This window comes from Amycolatopsis sp. NPDC114484 (genome assembly GCF_055633755.1).
Window position 1 is genome coordinate 14,407 of sequence record NZ_JBVKDQ010000007.1, and the last position, 21,304, is coordinate 35,710.

General features: G+C 71.0%; 22 protein-coding genes. 15 read left to right on the forward strand and 7 right to left on the reverse strand.

All coding sequences use genetic code 11. The annotated features are described in order from the left end of the window. Positions 1-29: 29 nt before the first annotated feature. A complete protein-coding gene (locus ACZ7SW_RS18840; RefSeq protein WP_470231689.1) occupies positions 30-1,046 on the forward strand; it encodes a Glu/Leu/Phe/Val dehydrogenase dimerization domain-containing protein in 1,017 nt (338 codons plus the stop codon). Between the two features lie 52 nt (positions 1,047-1,098). Here ACZ7SW_RS18840 and ACZ7SW_RS18845 read toward each other — a convergent pair whose 3' ends face one another. Continuing rightward, positions 1,099-1,254, reverse strand: coding sequence for a hypothetical protein (locus tag ACZ7SW_RS18845; protein WP_086024889.1), 156 nt, complete (start codon positions 1,252-1,254; stop codon positions 1,099-1,101). A gap of 287 nt (positions 1,255-1,541) precedes the next feature. Here ACZ7SW_RS18845 and ACZ7SW_RS18850 point away from each other — a divergent pair, with 287 nt between their 5' ends. Both ACZ7SW_RS18850 and ACZ7SW_RS18855 read left to right on the forward strand, forming a co-directional pair. After that, positions 1,542-1,997: an STAS domain-containing protein gene (locus ACZ7SW_RS18850; RefSeq protein ID WP_470231690.1), complete on the forward strand. Its 456-nt coding sequence runs from the start codon at positions 1,542-1,544 to the stop codon at positions 1,995-1,997. Between the two features lie 142 nt (positions 1,998-2,139). Next, the gene (locus ACZ7SW_RS18855; protein ID WP_470231691.1) at positions 2,140-3,102 is read left to right on the forward strand and encodes a TIGR03557 family F420-dependent LLM class oxidoreductase; all 963 of its coding nucleotides are present in this window, start codon (positions 2,140-2,142) and stop codon (positions 3,100-3,102) included. 63 nt (positions 3,103-3,165) lie between these two features. Here the strand turns inward: ACZ7SW_RS18855 and ACZ7SW_RS18860 are convergent, their stop codons facing one another. Together ACZ7SW_RS18860 and ACZ7SW_RS18865 are read right to left on the reverse strand one after the other, a co-directional pair. Then, positions 3,166-4,257 carry an Rv2629 family ribosome hibernation factor gene (locus tag ACZ7SW_RS18860; RefSeq protein ID WP_470231692.1) on the reverse strand — a complete coding sequence of 364 codons (1,092 nt, stop codon included), beginning with the start codon at positions 4,255-4,257 and terminating at the stop codon, positions 3,166-3,168. Positions 4,258-4,291: 34 nt separating this feature from the next. Continuing rightward, positions 4,292-5,584 (reverse strand): NAD(P)/FAD-dependent oxidoreductase, encoded by a 1,293-nt coding sequence (locus tag ACZ7SW_RS18865; protein WP_470231693.1) that lies wholly within the window; start codon positions 5,582-5,584, stop codon positions 4,292-4,294. A 114-nt stretch (positions 5,585-5,698) separates the two neighbouring features. Here ACZ7SW_RS18865 and ACZ7SW_RS18870 point away from each other — a divergent pair, with 114 nt between their 5' ends. The 6 genes from ACZ7SW_RS18870 to ACZ7SW_RS18895 all read left to right on the forward strand — a co-directional run bounded on the left by ACZ7SW_RS18870 (position 5,699) and on the right by ACZ7SW_RS18895 (position 10,798). After that, a complete protein-coding gene (locus ACZ7SW_RS18870; protein WP_470231694.1) occupies positions 5,699-6,160 on the forward strand; it encodes an SRPBCC family protein in 462 nt (153 codons plus the stop codon). A gap of 146 nt (positions 6,161-6,306) precedes the next feature. Continuing rightward, on the forward strand, positions 6,307-6,813 hold the full coding sequence (locus ACZ7SW_RS18875; protein WP_470231695.1) for a type 1 glutamine amidotransferase domain-containing protein: 507 nt from the start codon (positions 6,307-6,309) through the stop codon (positions 6,811-6,813). A gap of 102 nt (positions 6,814-6,915) precedes the next feature. Next, positions 6,916-7,137 carry a hypothetical protein gene (locus tag ACZ7SW_RS18880; protein WP_470231696.1) on the forward strand — a complete coding sequence of 74 codons (222 nt, stop codon included), beginning with the start codon at positions 6,916-6,918 and terminating at the stop codon, positions 7,135-7,137. Between the two features lie 251 nt (positions 7,138-7,388). Continuing rightward, positions 7,389-7,787 carry an STAS domain-containing protein gene (locus ACZ7SW_RS18885; RefSeq protein ID WP_470231697.1) on the forward strand — a complete coding sequence of 133 codons (399 nt, stop codon included), beginning with the start codon at positions 7,389-7,391 and terminating at the stop codon, positions 7,785-7,787. A gap of 147 nt (positions 7,788-7,934) precedes the next feature. Continuing rightward, entirely contained in the window at positions 7,935-8,984 is a 1,050-nt protein-coding gene (locus ACZ7SW_RS18890) for a GAF and ANTAR domain-containing protein (RefSeq protein WP_470231698.1), read from the forward strand. 893 nt (positions 8,985-9,877) lie between these two features. After that, positions 9,878-10,798, forward strand: a complete 921-nt coding sequence (locus ACZ7SW_RS18895; protein ID WP_470231699.1) for a universal stress protein — start codon at positions 9,878-9,880, stop codon at positions 10,796-10,798. A gap of 10 nt (positions 10,799-10,808) precedes the next feature. On the opposite strand, the gene ACZ7SW_RS18900 is transcribed toward ACZ7SW_RS18895, so the two are convergent. Together ACZ7SW_RS18900 and ACZ7SW_RS18905 are read right to left on the reverse strand one after the other, a co-directional pair. Next, a complete protein-coding gene (locus ACZ7SW_RS18900) occupies positions 10,809-11,411 on the reverse strand; it encodes an endonuclease (RefSeq protein WP_470231700.1) in 603 nt (200 codons plus the stop codon). 34 nt (positions 11,412-11,445) lie between these two features. Next, on the reverse strand, positions 11,446-11,880 hold the full coding sequence (locus ACZ7SW_RS18905; protein ID WP_470231701.1) for an ATP-binding protein: 435 nt from the start codon (positions 11,878-11,880) through the stop codon (positions 11,446-11,448). Positions 11,881-12,016: 136 nt separating this feature from the next. Here ACZ7SW_RS18905 and ACZ7SW_RS18910 point away from each other — a divergent pair, with 136 nt between their 5' ends. Next, entirely contained in the window at positions 12,017-12,490 is a 474-nt protein-coding gene (locus ACZ7SW_RS18910; RefSeq protein ID WP_470231702.1) for a hypothetical protein, read from the forward strand. Between the two features lie 4 nt (positions 12,491-12,494). Here the strand turns inward: ACZ7SW_RS18910 and ACZ7SW_RS18915 are convergent, their stop codons facing one another. Together ACZ7SW_RS18915 and ACZ7SW_RS18920 are read right to left on the reverse strand one after the other, a co-directional pair. After that, positions 12,495-15,050: a polynucleotide kinase-phosphatase gene (locus ACZ7SW_RS18915; protein ID WP_470231703.1), complete on the reverse strand. Its 2,556-nt coding sequence runs from the start codon at positions 15,048-15,050 to the stop codon at positions 12,495-12,497. Then, positions 15,047-16,456 carry a 3' terminal RNA ribose 2'-O-methyltransferase Hen1 gene (locus tag ACZ7SW_RS18920; RefSeq protein ID WP_470231704.1) on the reverse strand — a complete coding sequence of 470 codons (1,410 nt, stop codon included), beginning with the start codon at positions 16,454-16,456 and terminating at the stop codon, positions 15,047-15,049. The genes ACZ7SW_RS18915 and ACZ7SW_RS18920 overlap by 4 nt, the downstream gene beginning before the upstream one ends. A 169-nt stretch (positions 16,457-16,625) precedes the next feature. Here ACZ7SW_RS18920 and ACZ7SW_RS18925 point away from each other — a divergent pair, with 169 nt between their 5' ends. The 5 genes from ACZ7SW_RS18925 (at position 16,626) to ACZ7SW_RS18945 (ending at position 21,224) form a co-directional block, all read left to right on the forward strand. After that, positions 16,626-17,213 (forward strand): permease-like cell division protein FtsX, encoded by a 588-nt coding sequence (locus ACZ7SW_RS18925; RefSeq protein WP_470231705.1) that lies wholly within the window; start codon positions 16,626-16,628, stop codon positions 17,211-17,213. A gap of 112 nt (positions 17,214-17,325) precedes the next feature. Continuing rightward, on the forward strand, positions 17,326-18,069 hold the full coding sequence (locus tag ACZ7SW_RS18930; protein WP_470231706.1) for an IclR family transcriptional regulator: 744 nt from the start codon (positions 17,326-17,328) through the stop codon (positions 18,067-18,069). Beyond that, positions 18,066-19,001, forward strand: coding sequence for a formimidoylglutamase (hutG, locus tag ACZ7SW_RS18935; RefSeq protein WP_470231707.1), 936 nt, complete (start codon positions 18,066-18,068; stop codon positions 18,999-19,001). The genes ACZ7SW_RS18930 and hutG overlap by 4 nt, the downstream gene beginning before the upstream one ends. A 1-nt stretch (position 19,002) precedes the next feature. After that, positions 19,003-20,493, forward strand: a complete 1,491-nt coding sequence (locus tag ACZ7SW_RS18940) for an ABC transporter substrate-binding protein/permease (protein WP_470231708.1) — start codon at positions 19,003-19,005, stop codon at positions 20,491-20,493. After that, the gene (locus ACZ7SW_RS18945; RefSeq protein WP_470231709.1) at positions 20,493-21,224 is read left to right on the forward strand and encodes an amino acid ABC transporter ATP-binding protein; all 732 of its coding nucleotides are present in this window, start codon (positions 20,493-20,495) and stop codon (positions 21,222-21,224) included. The genes ACZ7SW_RS18940 and ACZ7SW_RS18945 overlap by 1 nt, the downstream gene beginning before the upstream one ends. Positions 21,225-21,304 lie beyond the last annotated feature (80 nt).

Below are 21,304 nucleotides of genomic sequence, written 5' to 3' on the forward strand. Positions count from 1 at the left end.
CTGGCGACGGAAGAGGCAGGCTGACGCTCGTGAACCGAACAGAGAGTTTCGCTGGCGAGGCGCTGCGGGTCGTGCGCGGCACCCGGTCGGGAGTCGCGATCGCCGTCGCGATCCATTCGACGGCGCGGGGGCCCGCGATCGGCGGGTGCCGGATCAAGCCGTATCCGTCGTGGCAGGACGGGATGGACGACGCGCTGCGATTGTCGGCGGCGATGACGATGAAGTGTGCACTGGCCGGACTTCCCTACGGGGGCGGAAAAACGGTCGCGGTCCTGCCCGCGGAGAGAGTGCGGCGGCGCGACCTGATCGCCGACATCGCCGAGGCGATCTCCGCACTGGGCGGGCGGTATCGCACGGGGCCGGACATCGGATCGACCTCCGAGGACATGGCGGAGATCCACCGCCTCGCGCACGGCTGGGCGTTCTGCCGTCCGGAAGCGCAGGGCGGCAGCGGAACGTCGAGCGCGGCGACCGCGCGCGGAGTCTTGGCGGCGCTTCAGGCCGGTGTCGCGCCGGGTTCGGTCGCGGGGCTGCGGGTGGGCGTGATCGGGTTCGGGAGCGTCGGGCGGCTCCTCTGCGAGTCACTGCTCGAACGCGGAGCGGACGTCGTCGTGACGGACGTCGACGGTGCGCTTCGCCCGGTCGCGGAACGGCTCGGCGCGACTTGGACGACGGCAGACCTGGTGCGGGAGCGCCTGGACGTGCTGGTGCCCGCCGCGACGGGCGGAGTGCTCACGGCGGAGTCGGCGGCGGCTTGCGGTGCCTCGCTGATCGTAGGACCGGCGAACAACCAGCTCGTGGCCGAGGAAGTCGCGACGGTGCTGCGGGACCGGGGAATCACGTGGATTCCGGATGTCGTCGCGAGTGCCGGCGGGATCATCCACGCGGTCGGCCGCGAGGAACTCGGGATGGACGAGGCCGCCGCGAACGCGAAGATCGACGCGATCGCGGACACGACGAGCGCGCTGCTGTCGCGCGCCCGCGAGCGGGGGTCGACGACGCTGCGGGCCGCGCGGGAGCTGGCTCGCCTGAACGAAGCCGGCTGAGGCTCCGGGACAGCTCCCGGAGCCTCAGCCGACGGTTTCCGTTTCCGCTGGATCAGTACCAATGGGCGCGGCCGCCGATTCGGCGTCCGGTCCCGCCGAGCACCGCGAGTATCGCGCCGATCACCACGAGGGCGATCCCGATGCTCCACAAAATCTGGATCGAGGTGATGAACCCGATCACGAGCAGAATGACGCCGAGAACAATCACGGGGAGAACCTCGTCTTCCTTCTCTCAGTGGGGAATGAGGCGTGCTCACTCCCGGATACCCTCACTCGGTCGAGTGAAACATCGGATCGGCGGGGAATTTCCGGGGCGCGGGCGGCGGGCGGCACGCGGCCATTTCCGGTCGCCCTAGGTGAATTTGTCACCACATTGATCGCTTCGAAGGCAGGAGGTCAGGCAAATGGAGCAAGGAAGGGCGCGGGCATTTAATGCCGGGGCGGAACCGGACGAAGCGGAACGCTCGCCTGCGTCGCGGCGGAAGGACGGGCATCATGGTGGGGCGGCCGGGTATCCGGCCGCGCGGGCTTCCCGCCTGGCCAGGCCGGGCGGGGGCGACCGACGACGGGACCCTGACGATGGACGAGCCGACCGCTCCCGGCAGCGACCCGATGCACGGGTTCCGCGTCGAACGCGACGATCGGCCCCCGGCCGCGGTGCTGACGGTGTACGGCGAGGTCGACATGGTCACCGCGCCGCTGCTGAGCGCCGCGGTCGACGAGGTGCTGGCCGCGGCTCCGCCGGTGCTGGTGGTGGATCTCGCCGCGGTGGAGTTCCTGGCGTCGGCCGGGCTGACCGCGCTGGTGACCATGGCGCACGCCCGGGCGGCCCGCGCCAGGCTGCGGATCGTCGCGTCCGGCCGGGCGACGGTGCGGCCCATCCAGCTCACCGGCCTGGAGCGGAGCCTCCCGCTGTACCCGACGGTCGAGGCGGCGCTGGCCGGGTCCTGACCGCCGCCGTCTCTTTCGGACAGACGAGACGGGTGAACCGCGCCGGGAGAGGGTAACCGGGCGGCGGAAAGAGGTTCCGCGGCGGCCTCGCCTGTCCGGCAGGTGCGGCCGCCGCGAGAAGCGCCCGTCGAACGGGGAGAACATGCGCATCGGCTACACCTTGATGACCGAACAGACCGGGCCGCGCGAGCTGGTCGGCTGCGCGACCGCCGCCGAACAGGCCGGATTCGATTTCGCCGCCTGCAGCGACCACTATTCGCCGTGGCTGGCCGAACAGGGGCACGCGCCGTACGCGTGGAGCGTGCTCGGCGCGGTGGCCCAGGCGACCGAGCGGATCGAACTCATGACGCTCGTCACCTGCCCCACCATGCGGTACCACCCCGTGGTCGTGGCGCAGAAGGCCGCGACCGTGCAACTGCTGTCCGAGGGCCGGTTCACCCTCGGGCTCGGCTCGGGGGAGAACCTGAACGAGCACGTCGTGGGCAAGGGCTGGCCGTCGGTGTCGGTGCGGCACGACCGGCTCGCCGAGGCGGTGCAGATCATCGGCGGCCTGTTCGACGGCGGCACCTTCACCTACAGCGGCCAGCACTACCGGGCCGACGGCGCGAAGCTGTGGGACCTCTCGCCGACACGGGTGCCGATCGCCATCGCGGTGTCCGGCCCGAAATCGGTGCAGCGGTTCGCGCCGGTGGCCGACGCGATGGTGGCGGTCGAGCCGGACGCGCGGCTGTGCGCGGAATGGGACCACGCCCGGCCCGGTCCGCCGGCGCGCAAGATCGGCCAGCTGCCGATCAGCTGGGACCCGGACCGCGGCGCGGCGATCCGGCGGGCGCGCGAGCAGTTCCGGTGGTTCGGCTCGGGCTGGCCGGTGGACGCCGAGCTGCCGGGGACGCGGGCGTTCGACGCGGCGACGCGGCATGTGCGGGAGGACGACGTCGCGGCGGGGATTCCGTGCGGTCCGGACGCCGGGCCGATCGTGGCCGCGGCGAAGGAGTTCGCGCGGGCCGGGTTCACGGATCTGGCGCTGGTGCAGATCGGCGGCGCGGAGCACCAGCCGGGGTTCGCGGGGTTCGCGGAGCGGGAGCTGCTGCCCGCGTTGCGGTGAACGTCCACTGTGGACAACAAGGCCGGGCCCGGGCGTCGAGGCGCCCGGGCCCGGCCTTGTCCGTCACGGATGTCGCAGCAGCGCCCCGAATCCGTCGGCCAGGTCAAGCCGCTCGTCCATCACCACGACGTCCGCGCCGATTGCCACCGCCGCGTACGGCAGCGCCTCGTCCGCGCGGCGGCGGGCCGGGTCGTCCGCGCCGAGTGCGTCCAGCCGGGGCCGGGCCACACCGACCTGCGCCGGCTCCGCGCCGGTGTAAACGCTGGCCTCGCCGGAGTCCCCGACCAGCAGCGTCGCCACGTTCGCCTCCGCCAGCGCGGCGGTGACGGCGGACAACCCGCTGACCGCGAGCGCCGATTCGCGCGCGGCGTGGGCGCGGAAGCGCTCGGCCAAGTCGTCCAGTTCGCGCAACCGTTGCCCGGTAAGCAGTTCGTGGACCGCGCGGTCCAGCTCGGCCCGGTCGGTGCCGGAAGCCCGGCCGCCCGCGTCGACCTCCGCGGCGAGCGAGCGGGCCGGTTCCGGCAGCCGCTCGTGCAGTTCGGTGCGGGCCTGGACCTCACCGGCCAGGACGATCGCTCGCGGCCGTACGCGTTCGGCGGCCTTCTCGACGCGGCCGGCGACTTCCGAGAGGTTGCGGTGTGCGGTCTGCTCGGCGTGCGACTGGATGTCGCGGTGCGCCGGGCCGCCGCCGCGTACCTTGTGCACCGGATGTTCCTGCCCGCGCACGGTCTCGGTTTCCACGCTGCCGTCGGGCCGGTGCGCCTCGATGTCGGCGCCGGTCCGATCGACGAGCACCACCAGATGCGCGGGGGCCTCTTCGAGATGGCTCACTGCCGGCAGGAAATACGGCAGCGTCGAGTAGCGCGCCTCCTGCGTCGGCGGCGGGGCCGCGAGCCGCCGGTCGAGCAGAACCGTGCCGTGTGCGGCGACGATGGTGCGTCCGGTTCGCCCGACCGGCGGCGAACTTTCTTCCACCGCGCGGAGAACGGCCTCGACGGTCGGCCGGTCGGCGCCCTGGTCTTCCAGCGTCGCCTCGATCTCCTTGAGCCGCAACCGCAATTGCTTGGCCGCGTCCTCGGTGTCGTGCGATTCGTCGAAGTGCACCGAGACGAACGGTCCGTCGGTCAGCAGCGCGCGCAGTTCGTGTGTGTCCATTTCGGATTCTTCCTCCCGTTGTTCCTGGGCGGCCTCACTGGGTCCGGGGCAGCTCGGGCGACGCGGTGTCCAGCGGCACCGCGCCGGAACGGACGAGCCCCAGCTGCACCGTCTGCCGCCGCCCGGTCTTCTCCAGCGCCCAGTCGGCGGCCGTGCGCAGGCGGTTTCCCGGCAGGGACAGCAGATGATAGCCGCGGGTCACCAGCCGGGCGGGAAGGCCGGCCAGCGGGATGTGCAGCGGATTGGCCGCGCCCTGGCCCGAGCCGAGGTCGACGGCGAAGCCGAGATCGCGGTGCCGGTACCGGCGCGAGCGGCCGGTCCCGAGCGAAGCGGCGACGTTGTTCCCGGCCAGTTTTCCTTGCCGCTGCGCGTGTTGCGCGGTCATCGGGGTGGTCTCGCCGGGCCGGGTCAGATCCGGTACCGCGGCCGCGTCGCCGCAAGCGAACACGTCGTCGCGGCCGGGCACGTTCAGCTCCGGCGTGACGACCAGCCTGCCCTTCACGGTTTCCAGGCCCAGTTCGGAGACCAGCGGATCGGGTCGGACGCCCACGCACCACACGAGCGTATGCGTCGGCACCGCGTCGCCGGTGGTCAGCGTCACGCCTTCGATGTCCGCCTGCTCCACCGACGTCTTCATCCGGACCTCGACGCCGCGTTCGCGCAGAACCCGGTCGGCGGTGGCGCCGAGCCTCGGGTCCAATTCGGGCAGTACGCGTTCGGCGATGTCCAGCAGCAGCCAGCGAATCGGCTGCCCGGCGAGTTCGGGGTGGCGGCGCGCGAGGGCGGCGGTGAACTCCGGGCCCTGCGCGGCGACCTCGGTCCCGGTGTAGCCGGCGCCGACGACGACGAACGTGCACCGGGCGTCGCGTTCGGACTGGTCGTCGGTCGCGGCGGCCAGTTCGATCTGCCGGGTGACGTGGTCGCGCAAGTACAGGGCCTCGGGCAGACCGCGGAAACCGTGCGCGTATTCGGCGACTCCGGGAATCGGGAGCAGCTTGTTGACGCTGCCCGCGGCGAGGATCAGCCGGTCGTAGCCGAGCTGCCCCTCGCGGTCCTCCGGGTCCGTGAAAGTCACGGTGCGGGCGTCGAAGTCGACCGAATCCGCGGTGCCCAGCACCAACCGCACGCCGCGCAGAGTGTCCGGAATGGACACTGCGACGTGCCGGGGGTCGACGATCCCGCTGGCCACCTCCGGCAGCAACGGCAGGTACAGGAAATAGTCGGTCGGGTTCAGCACGACGATCTCGGCGCGGTCGCCGAGCGTGCGCAGCAGTTTTCGCGCCGCGTGGTATCCGGCGAATCCGCCGCCGACGATCACGACTCGCATGGGCGCCTCCTTTCCGCTGAACGGGTACCCGGCGCGCGGCCGGGCAATCGCGCCGGTTTCGCCTCGGCGCGCCCCGGGCACCCGGGTCCGGTACCCGCTTGCGAGGAGGAGCGCATGAGCAGCACGATCACCGAAATCGTGGACGTCGACGTCCCGGTGTCGACCGCGTACAACCAGTGGACGCAGTTCGAATCGTTCCCCGAGTTCATGGAGGGCGTGGAGGAGATCCGCCAGCTCGACGCGACGCACACGCACTGGGTCACCCGTTTCGGCGGCCTCAGCCGGGAGTTCGACGCGACCATCACCGAACAGCACCCGGACGAACGGGTCGCGTGGCGTTCGGATTCCGGGCCGGACCACGCCGGGGTGATCACCTTCCACCGGCTGGCCGGCACGAAGACGCGCGTCACCGCGCAGATGGAGATCGACCCGGAGGGATTCGCCGAGAACGCCGCCGACAAGCTCGGCATCCTGGACCGCCGGGTGAAGGGGGACATGTTGCGGTTCAAGCAGTTCATCGAGCAGCGCGGACGCGAAACGGGGTCGTGGCGCGGCGACGTCGAAAGTCCGGGCTGACGCGGTTTTCCCGGCGGTGCCGCGATGGTGTCGCCCGTCGCGGCACCGCCGGACCGCTGGCGTGGGACACCGCACAGCCGGGCATGGCCCGGCCGGACGGCGGGTAACCGGGCGGCAACGGACGCCGTCGGAGAGAGGAGACCAGCATGGCCCGCGTGGCAGTGCTTGTGGACGAAATGACCGAGGACGACGAATTCCTGGTGCCGTGCGAGCGATTGCGCTCCGCCGGGCACGAGGCGGTGGTCGTCGGCTTGGCGCGGGGCAAGAAGCTCACCGCGTTGCACGGCACCGAAATCACCACTGACCAAGCCGTGGAGGACGTCGGCGCGGCGGACTTCGACGCGGTCGTGGTGCCCGGCGGGTACTCGCCGGACAAGATCCGCACGAGTGAGCCGATGGTCGCGCTGGTCCGGGAGACGGCCGCCGCGGGCAAGCCGGTCGCGGCCGTGTGCCACGGTCCTTGGCTGCTCGCCGAGTCCGGGCTCGCCCGCGGGCGGACGGTGACCTCGTGGCCGTCGCTGCGGACCGACTTGCGCAACGCGGGCGCGGAGTGGGTCGATCGCGAGGTCGTGACGGATGACGGTGTCATCACGTCGCGCAATCCCGATGACCTGCCTGCGTTCTGCGACGCGCTGCTGGAGCGGTTGAAGTAAGTCTCAAGAGAGCGAAGCGGTTCAGCGCCGCGGGGCCGCCCCGGCTGTGGGTCGGTGGTGCCTCGCGGCGCTGAGTCAGGTTGGGGCAGCAGTGTTGCGGTGGTGAGGTTTTCGCCCGGCGCGCGGCGGGGCGACCGCCCGCGCGACGATGTGCCCGGTGTCACGGACCGACGTCCGCTGGGGGCGGACCTCGGCCGGGGCAGTTCGGACAAGTCCGGGCTGGCGGTCGCCTTGCTGTTCGGGTACCCGGTCCGCTTCGAACGAAACCTTCGCGGCCGGTTCCCGCTCCACGGCGCGATATGCGAGTCCATTGTGGACTATTGAGAACTCCTTTCAGGCAACGGTTTTGGCGCTGTGTCTGTTCCGGATCGGCGGCCGGTGCCGCGCGGATCGTCCACAGTGCTTCCGGCCGGATGCGGGCGCGGGGTGGTCGCGGGCAGTGCACTGCGGTACGGTCGATCCAGGAGCGGTTCAGCCCACGTGCCGTCGCCTGACCTACTGCGGCCCGTTCCTTTCGGGGCGCAGGGCCGGGGCCGCACCCCACGGCCCGGTCTCGCAGGTGCGAGGAGGGCTCGATGCACGAAACGCTTGCTTACCTGCCGGGAACGCCGGCGAAAACTCTGATCACCACCACCGCTGACGAAACCGTCGTCACGGTCTCCGCGGAACTGGACCTCCGCTCCACCGCTCGGCTCCGGGACACGCTGGCCGACGAAACGATGCTGCGTCCGCGTGCCCTGATCGTCGACGTCTCCGGCCTGTCGTTCTGCTCGGTCAGCGGGCTGGAAGTGCTGACCGACGCCGCGCGGGCGGCCGACGCGGCGGGCGTCGCGTTCGTTTTGGTGGCCGGGCAGCGCGCGGTGCTGCGGCCGCTGCGAGTTCTCGGGCTCGACCGGGAGTTCCGGGTGGTCGAACGCCTTGCCGACGCGGTCGGCGGGGCGGCCGTCCGGGGTCTCGCGGCCGAAGCCGGTTAGTTGTTCTGTTCTGGCCCGGCCCCCGGATTCCCAGGTGGGCCGGGCCAGAACTGTGTCCGCGAGAGGGAGGTGCTGCCGCGCCTCCGGTCCCGGATCCGAGTATTTTGGCAGGCGCTTGCTGGTAATCCGGGCTGGCGGGAGGGAATCGTGGAACGCGGAAGCAGAGCAGCGGTCGACTACTCGGCCGTGGTGCGGCTGAGCGGCGATCCTGCCGAATTGCGCGGAGAAGTGGGCGAGGTGCTGTCCGCGGAGCCGCGGATGGTGGTCTTCGAGCTGAGCGAACTGACCTCGTTCTCGAGCCACGACCTCGCCGCCCTGCGCAAGACCGCCGGGCCGAGCGAAGCGGTGTTCGCCTGCCGGGAGGGCGGAGTGGCCCGCCGGGTGCTCGAAGAGGAGGGCGTGCCGGTCGCCGATTCCGCGTCCGCGGCGCTGGCTTTCGAAGACGAGTCGCCGCGGCCTTCCGGCGAGCAGTTCCGGACGCTCACCGAGACGCTCCTGGCCGCGCGGACCGTGGGCGAAGTCCTGCAGGTCATCGTGGACGCGACCGCGTCGCTGGCTCCCGCGGCCGAACTGGTGTCGATCACGCTGCGCGCGCCGGACGGGCATTTCCACACCGCCGCCTGCACCGACCCGGCGGCCGCCGGCCTGGACCGGCTGCAGTACGAACTGGGCGAGGGCCCGTGCCACGACGCCGCGCTCCCGGACCGGCCCGAATTCCTCGAATGCGCCGACTTGCGCGGTGCCGACCAGTGGCCGCGCTGGGCTTCGGCGGCGGCCGACGCGGGCTGGCGCGCGGTACTGGCGACCGCGCTGGTCGACGCCGCCGGGTCGCGGTTCTCCGGCGCGCTCAACCTCTACTCCCGCACCCCCGGCGGCCTGACCGACGCCGACCGCGACGTCGTGCTGCTCCTGGCGAGCCACGCGACCCTCGCCGTGGCCGAAACGGACGCGGTGACCCGGAGCGAACTGAACCAGGCGCAGCTGCGGCGCGCGCTGGACAGCCGGGATGTGATCGGCCAGGCCAAGGGCATCATCATGGCGCGCCGGGGCTTGGACGCGGAAGCGGCGTTCGACCTGCTGCGGAGGACTTCGCAGCAGCTGAACGTGAAGCTGGTGCACCTGGCGGGGACGCTCGCCGCCCGGCACGAGGAGCTGGACGGGCCGGTCGCGGAGATGGGGGAGCCGGACCCGGTGTGAGGGGTGGCTGGGCTGGTGCGGCGCTTGCGAGGTCGGGCTGGGTCTCGCGGCTGAGGGTTGGAGCTGGGTCCGGTTTTGGGGACGGCTGGGCTGGTGCGGCGTTTGCGAGGCTGGGTCGGATCTCGCGGCCGAGGGTTGGGCCGGTTCCGGTTTTGGGGACGGTTGACCTGGTGCGGCGCTTGGGAGGCCGGGGCAGGTCTCGCGGCTGAGGATTGGAGCTGGGCCCGGGTTGCGGGACAGCTGAATCGCGAGGCTGGGTCAGGACTCGGCCCCCGAGGACTGTGTCTGGCGGAGTGGAGCCGGGTCCGGTTTGCGGGTCGGCTGGGTTCGCGAGGTTGGGTCGGGCCTCGGCGGCGAGGATTGTTTCTGGCAGGGTGGAGCGGTTCGAGGGTCGGCTGAACTAGCGAGGCTGGGGCAGGCCTTGCCCCCGAGGACTGTGCCCGGCTGAGCGCGGGCCAGCGCGGCTCGGTCGCGGTCCAGACAGCGTCCGCGGGTGCCCGCTGAACAGCGGATTGGCGAGCCGAAGCCACCAGCCGAAGCCACCAGCCGAAGCCGCCAGACGGAGCACTGACTCGACTTGCGACTTCGACCGCAGGCTCCGACGTGTCCGGCAGCGGCCCACCGGGTAACCCGTCGATTCGAGCCGATCGAGGAAGGAGCTCGTCATGGTGCACCCCGTGCCGCCAGGACCGGAGCCGGTGCCGTCGCCGCCGGAGCCGGTGCCGCCCTTCCCGCCGGAACCGGCCCCGCCGCCGCGGCCCGGGCCGGGGCCGTTGCCCCCGCCGGAGCCGCCCGTTCCTCCCCCGCCTCGCTGACCAGGGCGGAAACCGCCGGCCCGATTGCCGCGCTAGGCGACCGGGTACCTACCGGAAAAGCGCGAACGGAGGCGGGTGATGGACGAGGCGAACCAGGCCGAGCCGGGAGTCGTGGTCGGGGACGACGGCTCCGCCGGGGCCCGCCTTGCCGTGGACTGGGCGGCAGCCGAGGCGGAGGCGCTCGGCACGTGCCTGGTCCTCGTGCGGACGATGACGTTGCCGATGCCGAACGTGGACTTCGTTCCCGGCGTGATCACCCCGGTCGCGGGCGAGATCGTGGCCGATCAGTCCGTGGTGGACTACGCGCGGAAGGAGCTGGCCGAGGTCGCCGCCGAGCTGGGCCGGAAGCGGCCGGGGCTGCCGGTGCGCACCCGGGTGCGGCTGGGGCGCGCGAGCTGGGAGCTGGCGGACATCGGGCGGCAGGCGGAGCTGATCGTCGTCGGCGCTTCCGGGCGCAGCGGGCTGCCCCGGCTGCTGCTCGGCTCGACGGCCTCGCAGGTGGTGCACACGAGCGCGCGCCCGGTCGTCGTGGTCCGTCCGGCGGGGGAGAAGACCCGCCGGGTCGTCGTCGGGGTGGACGGGTCGCCGGCCAGCGTCGCGGCGGTGCGGTACGCGTACGACTTCGCCGACCGGCACGGGTGCTCCTTGCACGCGGTGCACGTGTGGTCGGAACCGCCGGAGGACGTCTTCGGCCCGGCCCGCTCCGGCGGCGAGGGGCAGCAAAGCCCGCAGGACGAGGGCGAACGGCTGCTCGCGGAATCGCTGACCGGTCTCGGCGAGCTGCATCCGGACGTCGAGGTGCGGCGGGAGGTCGCGCTCGGAAGCGTGGCCGAGGTGCTGCTGGACCACGCGGAGGCGGCGACGCTGCTGGTGGTCGGCGGGCACGGCCGCGGCGCGCTGCGGGGTGCGTTCCTCGGGTCGGTGAGCCATGCGATGGCGTATCACGCGCCGTGCCCGGTCGCGATCGTGCGGGAGGGCGTGGAGGAGCACCCGGCCTAGCTGGCCCCGGTCAGCGCTGCAAGCTCCGCCGCACCAGGGCCGCCGCCAGCCGGGCCAGGTCGTCGCCGGGCACCAGTTTCGCCAGGCGTCGCGGATCGTCGGGCAGACCGGCTTTCTTCGCGCCGGCCAAGGCTTTGCGGTCGAAGCACGGGCGCAGCCACGGCCAGACCGCTTGTGCTTCCCGGCAAAAGATCTGCGCGCCGGTCGGGCCGATCCGCGGGAACTCGGCGATGAGTTTTTCGAGCTGTCGCGGATCGCAGTCGGCGGCGTCGGCCATCCGGCGCAGGTCGTCGCCGTAACGGTCGCGGAGGAAGCCGGCGCCTTCGCCGAGGCTCTGCGAGGTGCTTTCGTCGTACCGCACGTAGTGGGCGCGGCCGAGCGCGTCAACACGTTGCTGCCACGTGGAATCGCGCATCGCGGCGGGGGACCGCCAGCCGGATCGCGACAGTTCTCGCGCCGCGGCGACGGCGAGATCGGCGCTGATGCGGGTGGACAGCAATGTGGTGAGGACCAGCAGCCGGTACAGCGGCTGCGGTTTGTCGGCCAGCTTGATCCCGGCCTCTTCGGCGAAAGTCGTGCCGTGTTCGGCGAGGAGTTCGTCCACTCGGCGCATGCGAGCCGGATTCCCGTTCGGACGGAGGCGAAACTCAGCGCACCGCGGCGAGCGGTTCCTTGGCGAATTCGACGCACAGCCGCCAGCCGTCCGCGCCGGGCGCGGGCGCGGTCCAGGCGTCGAGCGAATCGGTCAGCGCGCGCAGGATGTGCCAGCCGATGTCGTCCGGTCCGGGCGGGAACGCCGACGACGACGACGTGGTGACGGTGACGGTTATCCGCCCGGCACAGCGGAACGCGCATTCCAGCGTCGCCCCGTCGTCGGCCCGCAGCGCCTGCGCCGCGGCCGCCTCGTCCACCGCGAGGCGGAGATCGGCCGCCTCGTCCACGTTGAACTCCGCGGAAAAGGCGATGTCCTCGGCCACCAACCTGGCCAAGAACAGCGAATCTCCCTTGGCAGGCAGGCGCAGTTCGACCACTGGCGCGGCCGCGGTGAGCGTGCCCGTTCTGTCCGCCTGGTGCTGAACCATGCGTTCCTGGTTACCCGCGCCGCGGCGGCCCAATCATCGCGCGTCGCTGCCCCGGCGAAACCCGAACGGCCCGTTTCCAGGGCCGCACGACGGGTAACCGGGGTACTGGAGCACGGCAGGGAAAGGAGCACCCGGCATGAGCACCAACGCCTACCTCTCGTTCCTCGCGATCGGGATCGCGCTGGTCCTGGTGGACGGCCAGATCATCTACCGCAGCGGCCGCCGTTACCTCGCGAACGCCTACGGGGACCCCGGAGCCGGCGCCTCGATGACCCGCCTGGTGACCGTGTTGTTCCACCTCGGGACACTGGGCATCCTGGCTCTGATCTCGACCGTCGACATCGGCGGGAGCGACCTGCCCGGCGTCGTCGGACGCGTGGGCGTGCTGCTGCTGATCCTGGCGCTGGCGCACGCGGCGACGCTGGGCGCGCTGGCCCGGATCCGCGGCGAGCAGGACGTGGCCGACGCGATCGCTCATCGGGACGAGCGGCTGGCTCGGCGGTCGGAGACGGATCTGCAGGCCCCGACGGTCACGCCGGTGCCTAGCCAGGAGGGCAGGCATCCGGACGTGAGCCCGTCGTTGGAGCGGCGTTCGCCGTACACGGCCTGACCGTCTACAAGCGAGGGTCGACCGGCTCGGATTCCAGTGCCAGCACAGCGAAAACGCACTCGTGCACGCGCCACATCGGCTCGTCGCGCGCGAGCCGGTCCAGCGCTTCGAGGCCGAGGCTGTACTCGCGCAGGGCCAGTGAGCGCTTGTGGCCGAGCCCTCGCTGCCGCAACCGGGACAGGTGGCGTTCCTCGGTGTAGTCGGGGCCGTAGATGATCCGCAGGTATTCGCGCCCGCGGACCTTCAGCCCCGGCTGTACGAGGCCGCGCGACCCCCGGACCAGGTTGGCGGCCGGTTTGACCACCATGCCCTCGCCGCCTTGCGCGGTGAGGGCGGTCCACCAGTCGACGGCCGCCGCGACCGAGGCGGGGTCGGTCGTGCTGACCGATACCCGCCCGGTCGGGGCGAGGAAGCCGTCGCTGCTCTCGACGAGCCGGTCGGCCAGCGCCAGGTGCCAGTCGTGGCTCTGCCTGTGATGCGCGCGCCCAGCCGACGCCAGCACCTGGAAGGGCGCGAAGCGCACGCCGTCGAGACCGTCGGTCGGCCAGCAATAGCGCCGGTACGACTGGGCGAATGCGTCCGCGTTGGCTGCGCGGGAACGGGTGCGCTCCAGCAAACCGGACACGTCGAGACCCGATTTGTCAGCGGCGGCAAGCGCGCTCGCGGCAGCCGGGAGCGCCGATCGCGCGGCAGCGCCGACAGCCGCGTACTGCTCGCGCAGCAACTGCTCGGCTTTGACGCTCCACGGCAGCAGTTCGCCGTCGAGCAGCAACCAGTCTGAGCCGAGCTCGTCGAACAGCCCGGCCTTCTCCGCCGCCGCGCGGATCCGGTCGACTGCTTCGGCGGTCAGCGTTTCGGGGAAGAAATGCCGTCCGGTTCGCGTCCACACCGCACCGAGGGCGTCGCCGGGCGCGCCGAAGCGGGCGCGGGCCGCGTCGAGCGAGCGGCACACGAGCGCGACCGCGCGCGAACCCATGTGCTTTTCCTCGCACACCACGGAATCCACGCCCTCCGCGCGGAAGTAGTCGAACGCTTGGCCCGGGTGCTCCAGCAGCCCGTCGGCCGTCGCGGTGGCCACCGGCGACATCGTCGGCGGCAAGTAGACCAGCCAGCGCGGATCGATCGCGAACCGCGACATCACCTCCAGCGCCGCGGCCGCGTTCTCCTCGCGGACGCCGATCCGCTTCTGGTAAGCGGTTTCGACCACCCGGCGGCCCAGGACGTCGGTGACGTCCAGAACGCCCGGGTCGCGGTGCGCGACCGGCTCCGCCGCCGCCGGGTTGGCGGGGAACGGTTTGGCCGGCTCGTAGTAGACCTCGGCCGCCGGGACGGAGACGATCTCTTTTTCCGGATAGCGCAGCGCGGTCAGGGTTCCGCCGAACACGCAGCCGGTGTCCAGGCAGAGAGTGTTGTTCACCCACTCCGGCGAGGGCACCGGGGTGTGGCCGTAGACGACCATGGCGCGGCCCCGGTACTCGTTCGCCCACGGATAGCGCACGGGCAGGCCGAATTCGTCGGTCTCGCCGGTGCTCTGCCCGTACATGCAGAAGCTCCGCACGCGTCCGGACGCGCGGCCCTGGAAGCGTTCGGTGATCCCCGCGTGCGCGACGACCAGCTGTCCGCCGTCCAGGACGTAGTGGCTGATCAGGCCGTCCATGAAGGCCTGTGCCTCCGCGCGGAACTCGGCCGGTTCGGCGGCGAGCTGCTCCAGCGATTCCGCCAAGCCGTGCGTGACCTGCACATTCCGGCCCCGCAACGCGCGCAGCAGCTTGTGCTCGTGGTTTCCGGTGACACAGAAGGCATTTCCGGCGCGCACCATGCCCATCACCAAGCGCAGCACGCCCGGCGTGTCCGGCCCGCGGTCGACGAGATCGCCGACGAACACCGCCCGCCGCTCAGGATGCCGCGCCCCGATCGCGCGGCCCTGGTCGTCGCGCTCGACGGCGTAGCCGAGTTCGGCGAGCAGCGCCTCGAGCTCGACCCGACAGCCGTGGATGTCGCCGACGATGTCGAACGGTCCGGTCTCGTGCCGCAAGTCGTTGTACAGCGGGACGCGCGTGATCGTCGCCTCGGCGGCCTCCTCCGGGGTGCGCAGCACGTGCACCGTCCGGAAGCCTTCCTTCTGCAGACTGCGCAACCCGCGGCGCAGCTGGTCGCGCTGCCGCCGGATCACCTGCGCCCCGAAGGTCCGGTCCGCGCGGCTTTCGTTGCGCGCGGCGCAGAGGGCTTCCGGCATGTCCAGCACGATCGCCACCGGAAGCACGTCGTGCTCCTTGGCCAGCGCGACCAGCGATTTGCGCGCGTCGGGCTGGACGTTGGTCGCGTCGATCACGGTCAGCCGTCCGGCGGCGAGCCGTTTGCCGACGATGTAGTGCAGGACGTCGAAGGCGTCCTTGGTCGCCGACTGGTCGTTCTCGTCGTCGGACACCAGTCCGCGGCAGAAGTCCGACGAAATCACCTCGGTCGCCTTGAACTGCGCGCGGCCGAAGGTCGATTTGCCCGACCCGCTGGCGCCGACCAGCACGACGAGGCACAAGTCGGGAATCTCAAGCGTGCTCATGCCGCACCGCCTTTCGTGAACAGGGCCAGCTGCGTCGCCGGGCCCACCTCGGGATCGTCGGAACCGACCGGCAGCATCCGCACGCTGTAGCCGTGGGCGCCCGCGACCCGGTCCGCCCACGCGCGGAACTCGGCGCGGGTCCACTCGAAACGGTGGTCCCGGTGCCGAAGCTTGCCCGCGGGCAGCGATTCGAACCGCACGTTGTACTCGCGGTTGGGCGTGGTCACGACGACCGCGCGCGGGGCGGCGAACTCGAACACCGTCCGCTCCAGCGCTTCGAGCCGCGGCGGGTCGACGTGCTCGACGACCTCCATCAGCACGGCCGCGTCGAGGCCGGAGAGCCGGTCGTCGCGGTAGGTGAGCGAGGACTGCAGCAGCTCCAGCCTGGCCCGGTCCCGTTCGGACATCCGCTCCAGCCGCAGCTTCCGCGCCGCGACCTGCAGCGCGCGAGCCGACACGTCCGCGGCCACGATCCGCTCCACCGACCGCTCGGCCAGCAGGTCGCGCACGAGCGCGCCCTCGCCGCAGCCGAAGTCGCCGACCGAACGGGCGCCCAGCGACCGGAGCACGGCCATGATCGTGCCGCGCCGCTGCTCGGCCAGCGGCACCGGACGGTCCGGAGCCTCCAGGACGACGGGTGCGGCGAGCGCGTTGTCGATCTCCTCGGGCTCCGAATCGTCCACTTCGGCCAGCCGGGTCAGCGCGGCGGTCGTCAAGGCGCGGCGGTGCGCGAGGTAGCGGCGGGTGATGAGCTCCTTCTCCGGATGCGCGGCGAGCCAGTCGCCGCCGGCCCGCAGAAGCTTGTCGATCTCGTCTTCGCTGACCCAGTAATGCTTCGCGTTGTCCAGGACCGGCAGCACCACGTAGACGTGGTTGAGGGCGTCGGCCAGCCGGAGCTCGCCGGTGAGCCGCAGGTCGACATAGCGCGAATCGCCCCACAGCGGGAACTCCGGATCCAGCGGGAGCGCCGTCGCCTCGACCGTCCAGCCGAGAGGCTCGAACATCCGGCGCACGAGTTCGGCGCCGCCCGGGCAGGCGGGCACCCGGATGTCCAGCGGGATCGGACTGGCCGCCAGCTCCGGACGCGACTTGCACCGGCCGGTGAGCGCGGTGCGGAAAACTTCCTTCAACGCCACCGAAAGCAGGCTCGACGCCGCGTAGGGACGGTCGTTCACGTACTGGCCGAGGGTGAACCCGTCGCCGGAGCCGGTTTTGCCGCGCACGAGGGCCACCGGGTCGACCTCGAGCAGCAGCGCCGCGGTGCACCGCTCGTCGGACGCCTCGGGGTAGAAGACGTGCGCTTGCCCGGCGGAGAGCTCGAACGACTGCACCCGGCCTGGGTGCTTGTGCAGCAGGAATCCGAGGTCGGACGCGGGCTGGTGGGTGGTGGTGACGGTCAGGAACACCAGGGGAGTATTCCGTACGGCTTTTGCCCGTGTCGCGGGAGTTTCGGCGTGGGATGCGCGAGATGTGCCGAACGCCGCAATGAGGTTTTTGTCCGTAACGGTGGCGTCCCCGTGCCCGATCATCAGGGACTGACGACCGTATTCAGGCGAACGCAGAAGCAGGAACGTGATGAGCGACCGGGATTCCGGTGCGGAGCATGAACCCGAAAGACCGGCCCCGCCATTGTCCTCGACGCCGCGCCCGGCTCGCCGAATCCGGCTGGCGACGGCGGCGGTCGTGCTGGCCGCCGTCGCGATGCTGGGCGGTCCCGCCTGGTGGCTGCTCGGCGGACGCGACGTGGACGGGTATGCGTTGCCGGACCGTGCGATACCGATCGGTGACCGTGACGTCTGCGCCAACACTGTGACCGTCACGGTCGGCACCGATGCCGAGATGGCGGCTGTCGCCCGGGCGCTGCGCGGCGATCCCCGGCTCCTGCGGTCCTACACCCAGACCAAGCGAGACGGCTACGCGAGGTTCCGGAAGATTTTCGCGCACGAGCCGGAGCTGCTTGAGCTGACGTCGGAGGACGCGATACCGGCCTCGGTGACCGTGGTGCCGAAGGACCAGACCGGCACCGAGGGCATCGCCGACCAGCTCCGCGCCCAGTTCCCCACGGCCCGGAAAGTCAGCGACGACACTGACTTCCGCAGCAGGATCACCGGCCCGGGCTATCGGGATCCGACGTGCCCGCCCAGCGGAGAACGCTCCCCCTGACGAGGCCCCGCACTCCGGACGCTCCGCACACAGCCAATCACTGGGAATAAACTTCCCATTAACTGGGAATACCCGCTAGGAACCCGCCCGGCCGCGACGTAGCGTGCCCGCCATGACAAGCGCGGACGCCAACCGGAGAGCCGGGACGAGAGCGGCGCGGATCCTGGCGGTGTTCGCCGAGCGGGAGAGCGCCACGGCGGAGGAGATCTCCGTCGGCACGGGCATTCCGTCCAGTGCCGTTTACCGCTACCTGACGACGTTCGTCGAGATCGGTCTCGTGCACCAGGCGCGCACCCGCGGCCGGTACTGCGCGGGCTCGCTGACGGTCCAGATGGCCGAGAACTACCGGCGCGAGGCGCTCGGCCAGGGCGGCGTCAAGCGGCGGCTGCGGCAGCTCGCGGCCGACACCGACGAACTCGCCGCGTTCCTCATCGCCCGCGACAACGACGTGCTCTGCGTCGAAGCGGCCGAGGGGACCCGGGTGATCCGGTGCAGTTTCTCGCCGGGGCTGAGCAAACCGCTCGTCTTCGGCGCGAGTGCGCAGGCGTTGCTGGCGTATCTGCCGGAGGACCGGGTCGCGGAAACCGCCAAGACGCACGGGCTGAGCGGGGAGCAGGTCGCGAAGCTGGAGAGCGAGCTGCGCCGGGTGCGCGACCAGGGCTTCGCGGAGAGCGTCGGCCAGGTGGATCCGGGGGTGTGGGGCGTGAGCGTGCCGGTGCTGGACCGGCACCGCGCCCTCGTCGGCACGGTGAGCACGATGGCCCCGGATTTCCGCGTGCGCCCGCGCCGCGACTCCCTCGTCACCCTCACCCACGCCGCCGCGCAGGACATCAGCCGATTGCAGGAGCACGTGTGAGCACCGCCAAATGGACCGGCCGCGAGGACGGCGGCGGTCCGGAACATCGCCGATGGCACCACGCCGTCAACGAATTCTCCAGCGGCCCAGGGGTTTCGCTGATCGGGTTCGCCAGCGACGCCGGGGTCCGGCGCAACGGCGGGCGGCCGGGAGCGCACGCGGGGCCGGACGCGATCCGCACAGCGCTGGCGTCATTCGCGATCCAGCCCGAGTTCGTAGTAAGCGACGCGGGCGACGTCACCGTCGAGGGCGACGCGCTGGAAGCGGGGCAGGAAAACCTCGGCGAGCTGGTCGCGAAGCAGCTCAACGACGGGCACTTCCCGCTCGTGCTTGGCGGCGGCCACGAAACGGCGTACGGCTCCTACCTCGGCCTCGCCCGCAGCGGCCTGCTGGACGGCCGACGCCTCGGCATCCTCAACCTCGACGCCCATTTCGACCTGCGGACCGCGGACCGTCCGTCCTCGGGCACCCCGTTCCGGCAGATCGCCGCCCGGGAAGCCGAACGCGGCGCGGAATTCGCCTACGCCGTGGTCGGAATCAGCGAGCCCGGCAACACCGCCGCGTTGTTCGAGACGGCCGCCGCACTGAACGTCCGCCACCTCCTGGACCTCGACTGCCAGGAACGCCATCTCGAACCGGTTCTCGACTTCGTCCGAAGCTTCGTGGCGGACGTCGACGCGCTGTATCTGTCGATCGATCTCGACGTGCTCCCCGCCGCGCAGGCACCAGGGGTCAGCGCTCCTTCGACCCTCGGCGTACCCGCCGCGGTCGTCCTCGAGGTGTGCCGGCTGGTCGCGAGTGACCCGAAGCTCGCCCTCGCCGACATCACCGAACTGAACCCCGTCTACGACGTCGACACCCGCACAGCCCGGATCGCGGCCCGCCTCGCGCACACGCTCGTGACGAGCCGTCCGGTCCCGGAAGGACACTGAAATGCCCCCTCAGCGAATCTGGCCGCGGCTCGGCGCCGTGCTGCTGGCCTGCCTGCTCGCGTTCCTGCCGGTCAGCGCGGCGAGCACCGCGAGCGCGGCCGAGCCGCAGGACGGGAAGCTCGCCGCGCTGCGGTCCGGGCAGACCTCGCTCCGGGTCGGCACCGACGCCACGTTCCCGCCGTTCGAGTTCACCGACGCCAAGGGCGGCCAGCTCGGTTTCGACATCGACCTGGTCCGGGCGCTCGCGCAGCGGGCGGGGATCAAGAAGGTCGACTTCGTCCAGATGCCGTTCGGCAACATCGTCCCGGCGCTGCAGGCGAACCAGATCGACGTCGGCGCGTCGGCGATCTACATCAGCCCCGCGCGGCAGAAGGCCGTCGACTTCTCGGACGTCTACTACCCGGGCGGGCTCGCGGTTTTCGTCAGCGACAAGGACAACTCCGTAACGTCGCTCAAGGATCTGGCCGGCAAGCGGGTCGCGGTCCAGGTGGGCACGAAGTCCGTCGACTGGCTCACCCAGCACCAGCCCGCCGCGCAGCTGATCACGGCGCAGACCAACGAGCAGATGTTCTCGTCGGTGAAACTGGGCCAGGCGGACGCGGTCGTGACCGGGGCTCCGGCCGGGAAGTACTTCATCGCGCAGCAGGGCGGTCTCAAGCAGGTCGGCGACCGGCTGACCGAGGAGAACTACGGCTACGCCTTCCAGAAGGCCGACACCGAACTGCGGACCGCGTTCAACACCGCGCTCAAGCAGATGCACGACGACGGTTCGTATAAGCAGGCCACCGAAAAATGGTTCGGCGCGGAGAGCACCGCGGCGAAGCCGGGCGGGCACTCGCTGTTCAACTTCTCCACCATCGTCGATTCCTCGGGACAGCTCTGGCAGGGCCTGCTGGTCAGCCTCCAGGTCATTCTGCTCGCGCTGGCGCTGAGCCTGCTGCTCGGCACGCTCGGCGGTTTCGCCAAGCTCAGCAAGATCGCGCCGATCAGGTGGATCGGCAACGTCTACGTGTCGGTGATCCGCGGGACGCCGTTCGTGGTGCAGCTGTTCTTCATCTACTTCGGACTGCCGCAGCTCGGCGTGCAACTTCCGCCCATGACAGCGGGAATCATCTCGCTCGGGCTCTACAGCGGTTCGTACGTGACCGAGATCTTCCGCGGCGCGGTGCAATCGATCGATCGCGGCCAGCTGGAAGCGGCGCGGTCGTGCGGCATGTCGCAGGTGTCGGCGATGCGGCACGTGATCATCCCGCAGGCGTTCCTGCGGATGCTTCCGCCGCTGGGCAACGAATTCGTGTCATTGACGAAGAACTCGGCGCTGGTGTCCTTCGTGACCATTCACGAGCTGTTCCTGGTGGGCCAGACCATCATCTCGCGCACCTTCGACGCGCTGACCGTCTACCTGTTCATCGGCCTGCTGTATTACCTGCTCACCAACCTGATCAGCTTCACGACGCGCACCCTCGAGAAGAAGATGGCGGTGTACATCTGATGGCGCTCCTGGAAGTCCGCGGGCTGACCAAGTCCTACGGCGACGTCAAGGTGCTCGACGGCATCGACTTCGCGATCGAACCCGGCCAGGTGGTCGCGGTGATCGGGCCCAGCGGCGGCGGGAAGTCCACGTTCCTGCGCTGTCTCAACCTGCTGGAGACCCCGACGTCGGGCAGCGTGTCGTTCGACGGCGAGGAACTGACCGGGCGCGGCGTCGATCTCGACCGGCTGCGGTCCCGGATGGGCATGGTGTTCCAGCACTTCAACCTGTTCCCGAACATGACCGCACTGCGCAATGTCGTGCTGCCGCAGATGAATGTGCTCAAGCGGAGCAAGGAAGAGGCCGAGGCGAAGGCACGCGCCCTGCTGGAGCGCGTCGGCATGCTGGAGCGCGCTGGCGCGTATCCGAACCGGCTGTCCGGCGGCCAGAAACAGCGCGTCGCGATCGTTCGTGCGGCGGCGATGGACCCGAAACTGATGCTGTTCGACGAGCCGACGTCGGCGCTGGACCCCGAGGTGGTGCAGGACGTCCTCGACATCATGTCCGAGCTGGCCAAGGACGGCATGACGATGCTCGTCGTCACGCACGAGATGGGCTTCGCCCGCAAGGTCGCCGACCGCGTGGTCTTCGTCGACGGCGGGAAGATCGCCGCCGACCTGCCGCCCTCGGAGTTTTTCTCCGAGAGCAACGAGAATCCCCGCGCCCAGGCCTTCCTGCGGAAGGTGCTCTGACCGACGCGCACTCGCGGGCCGCTTGACGCCCGCGAGTGCGCCGCTTAATCTTGCGTTCTCAGACAGGCACAGACGAAGAG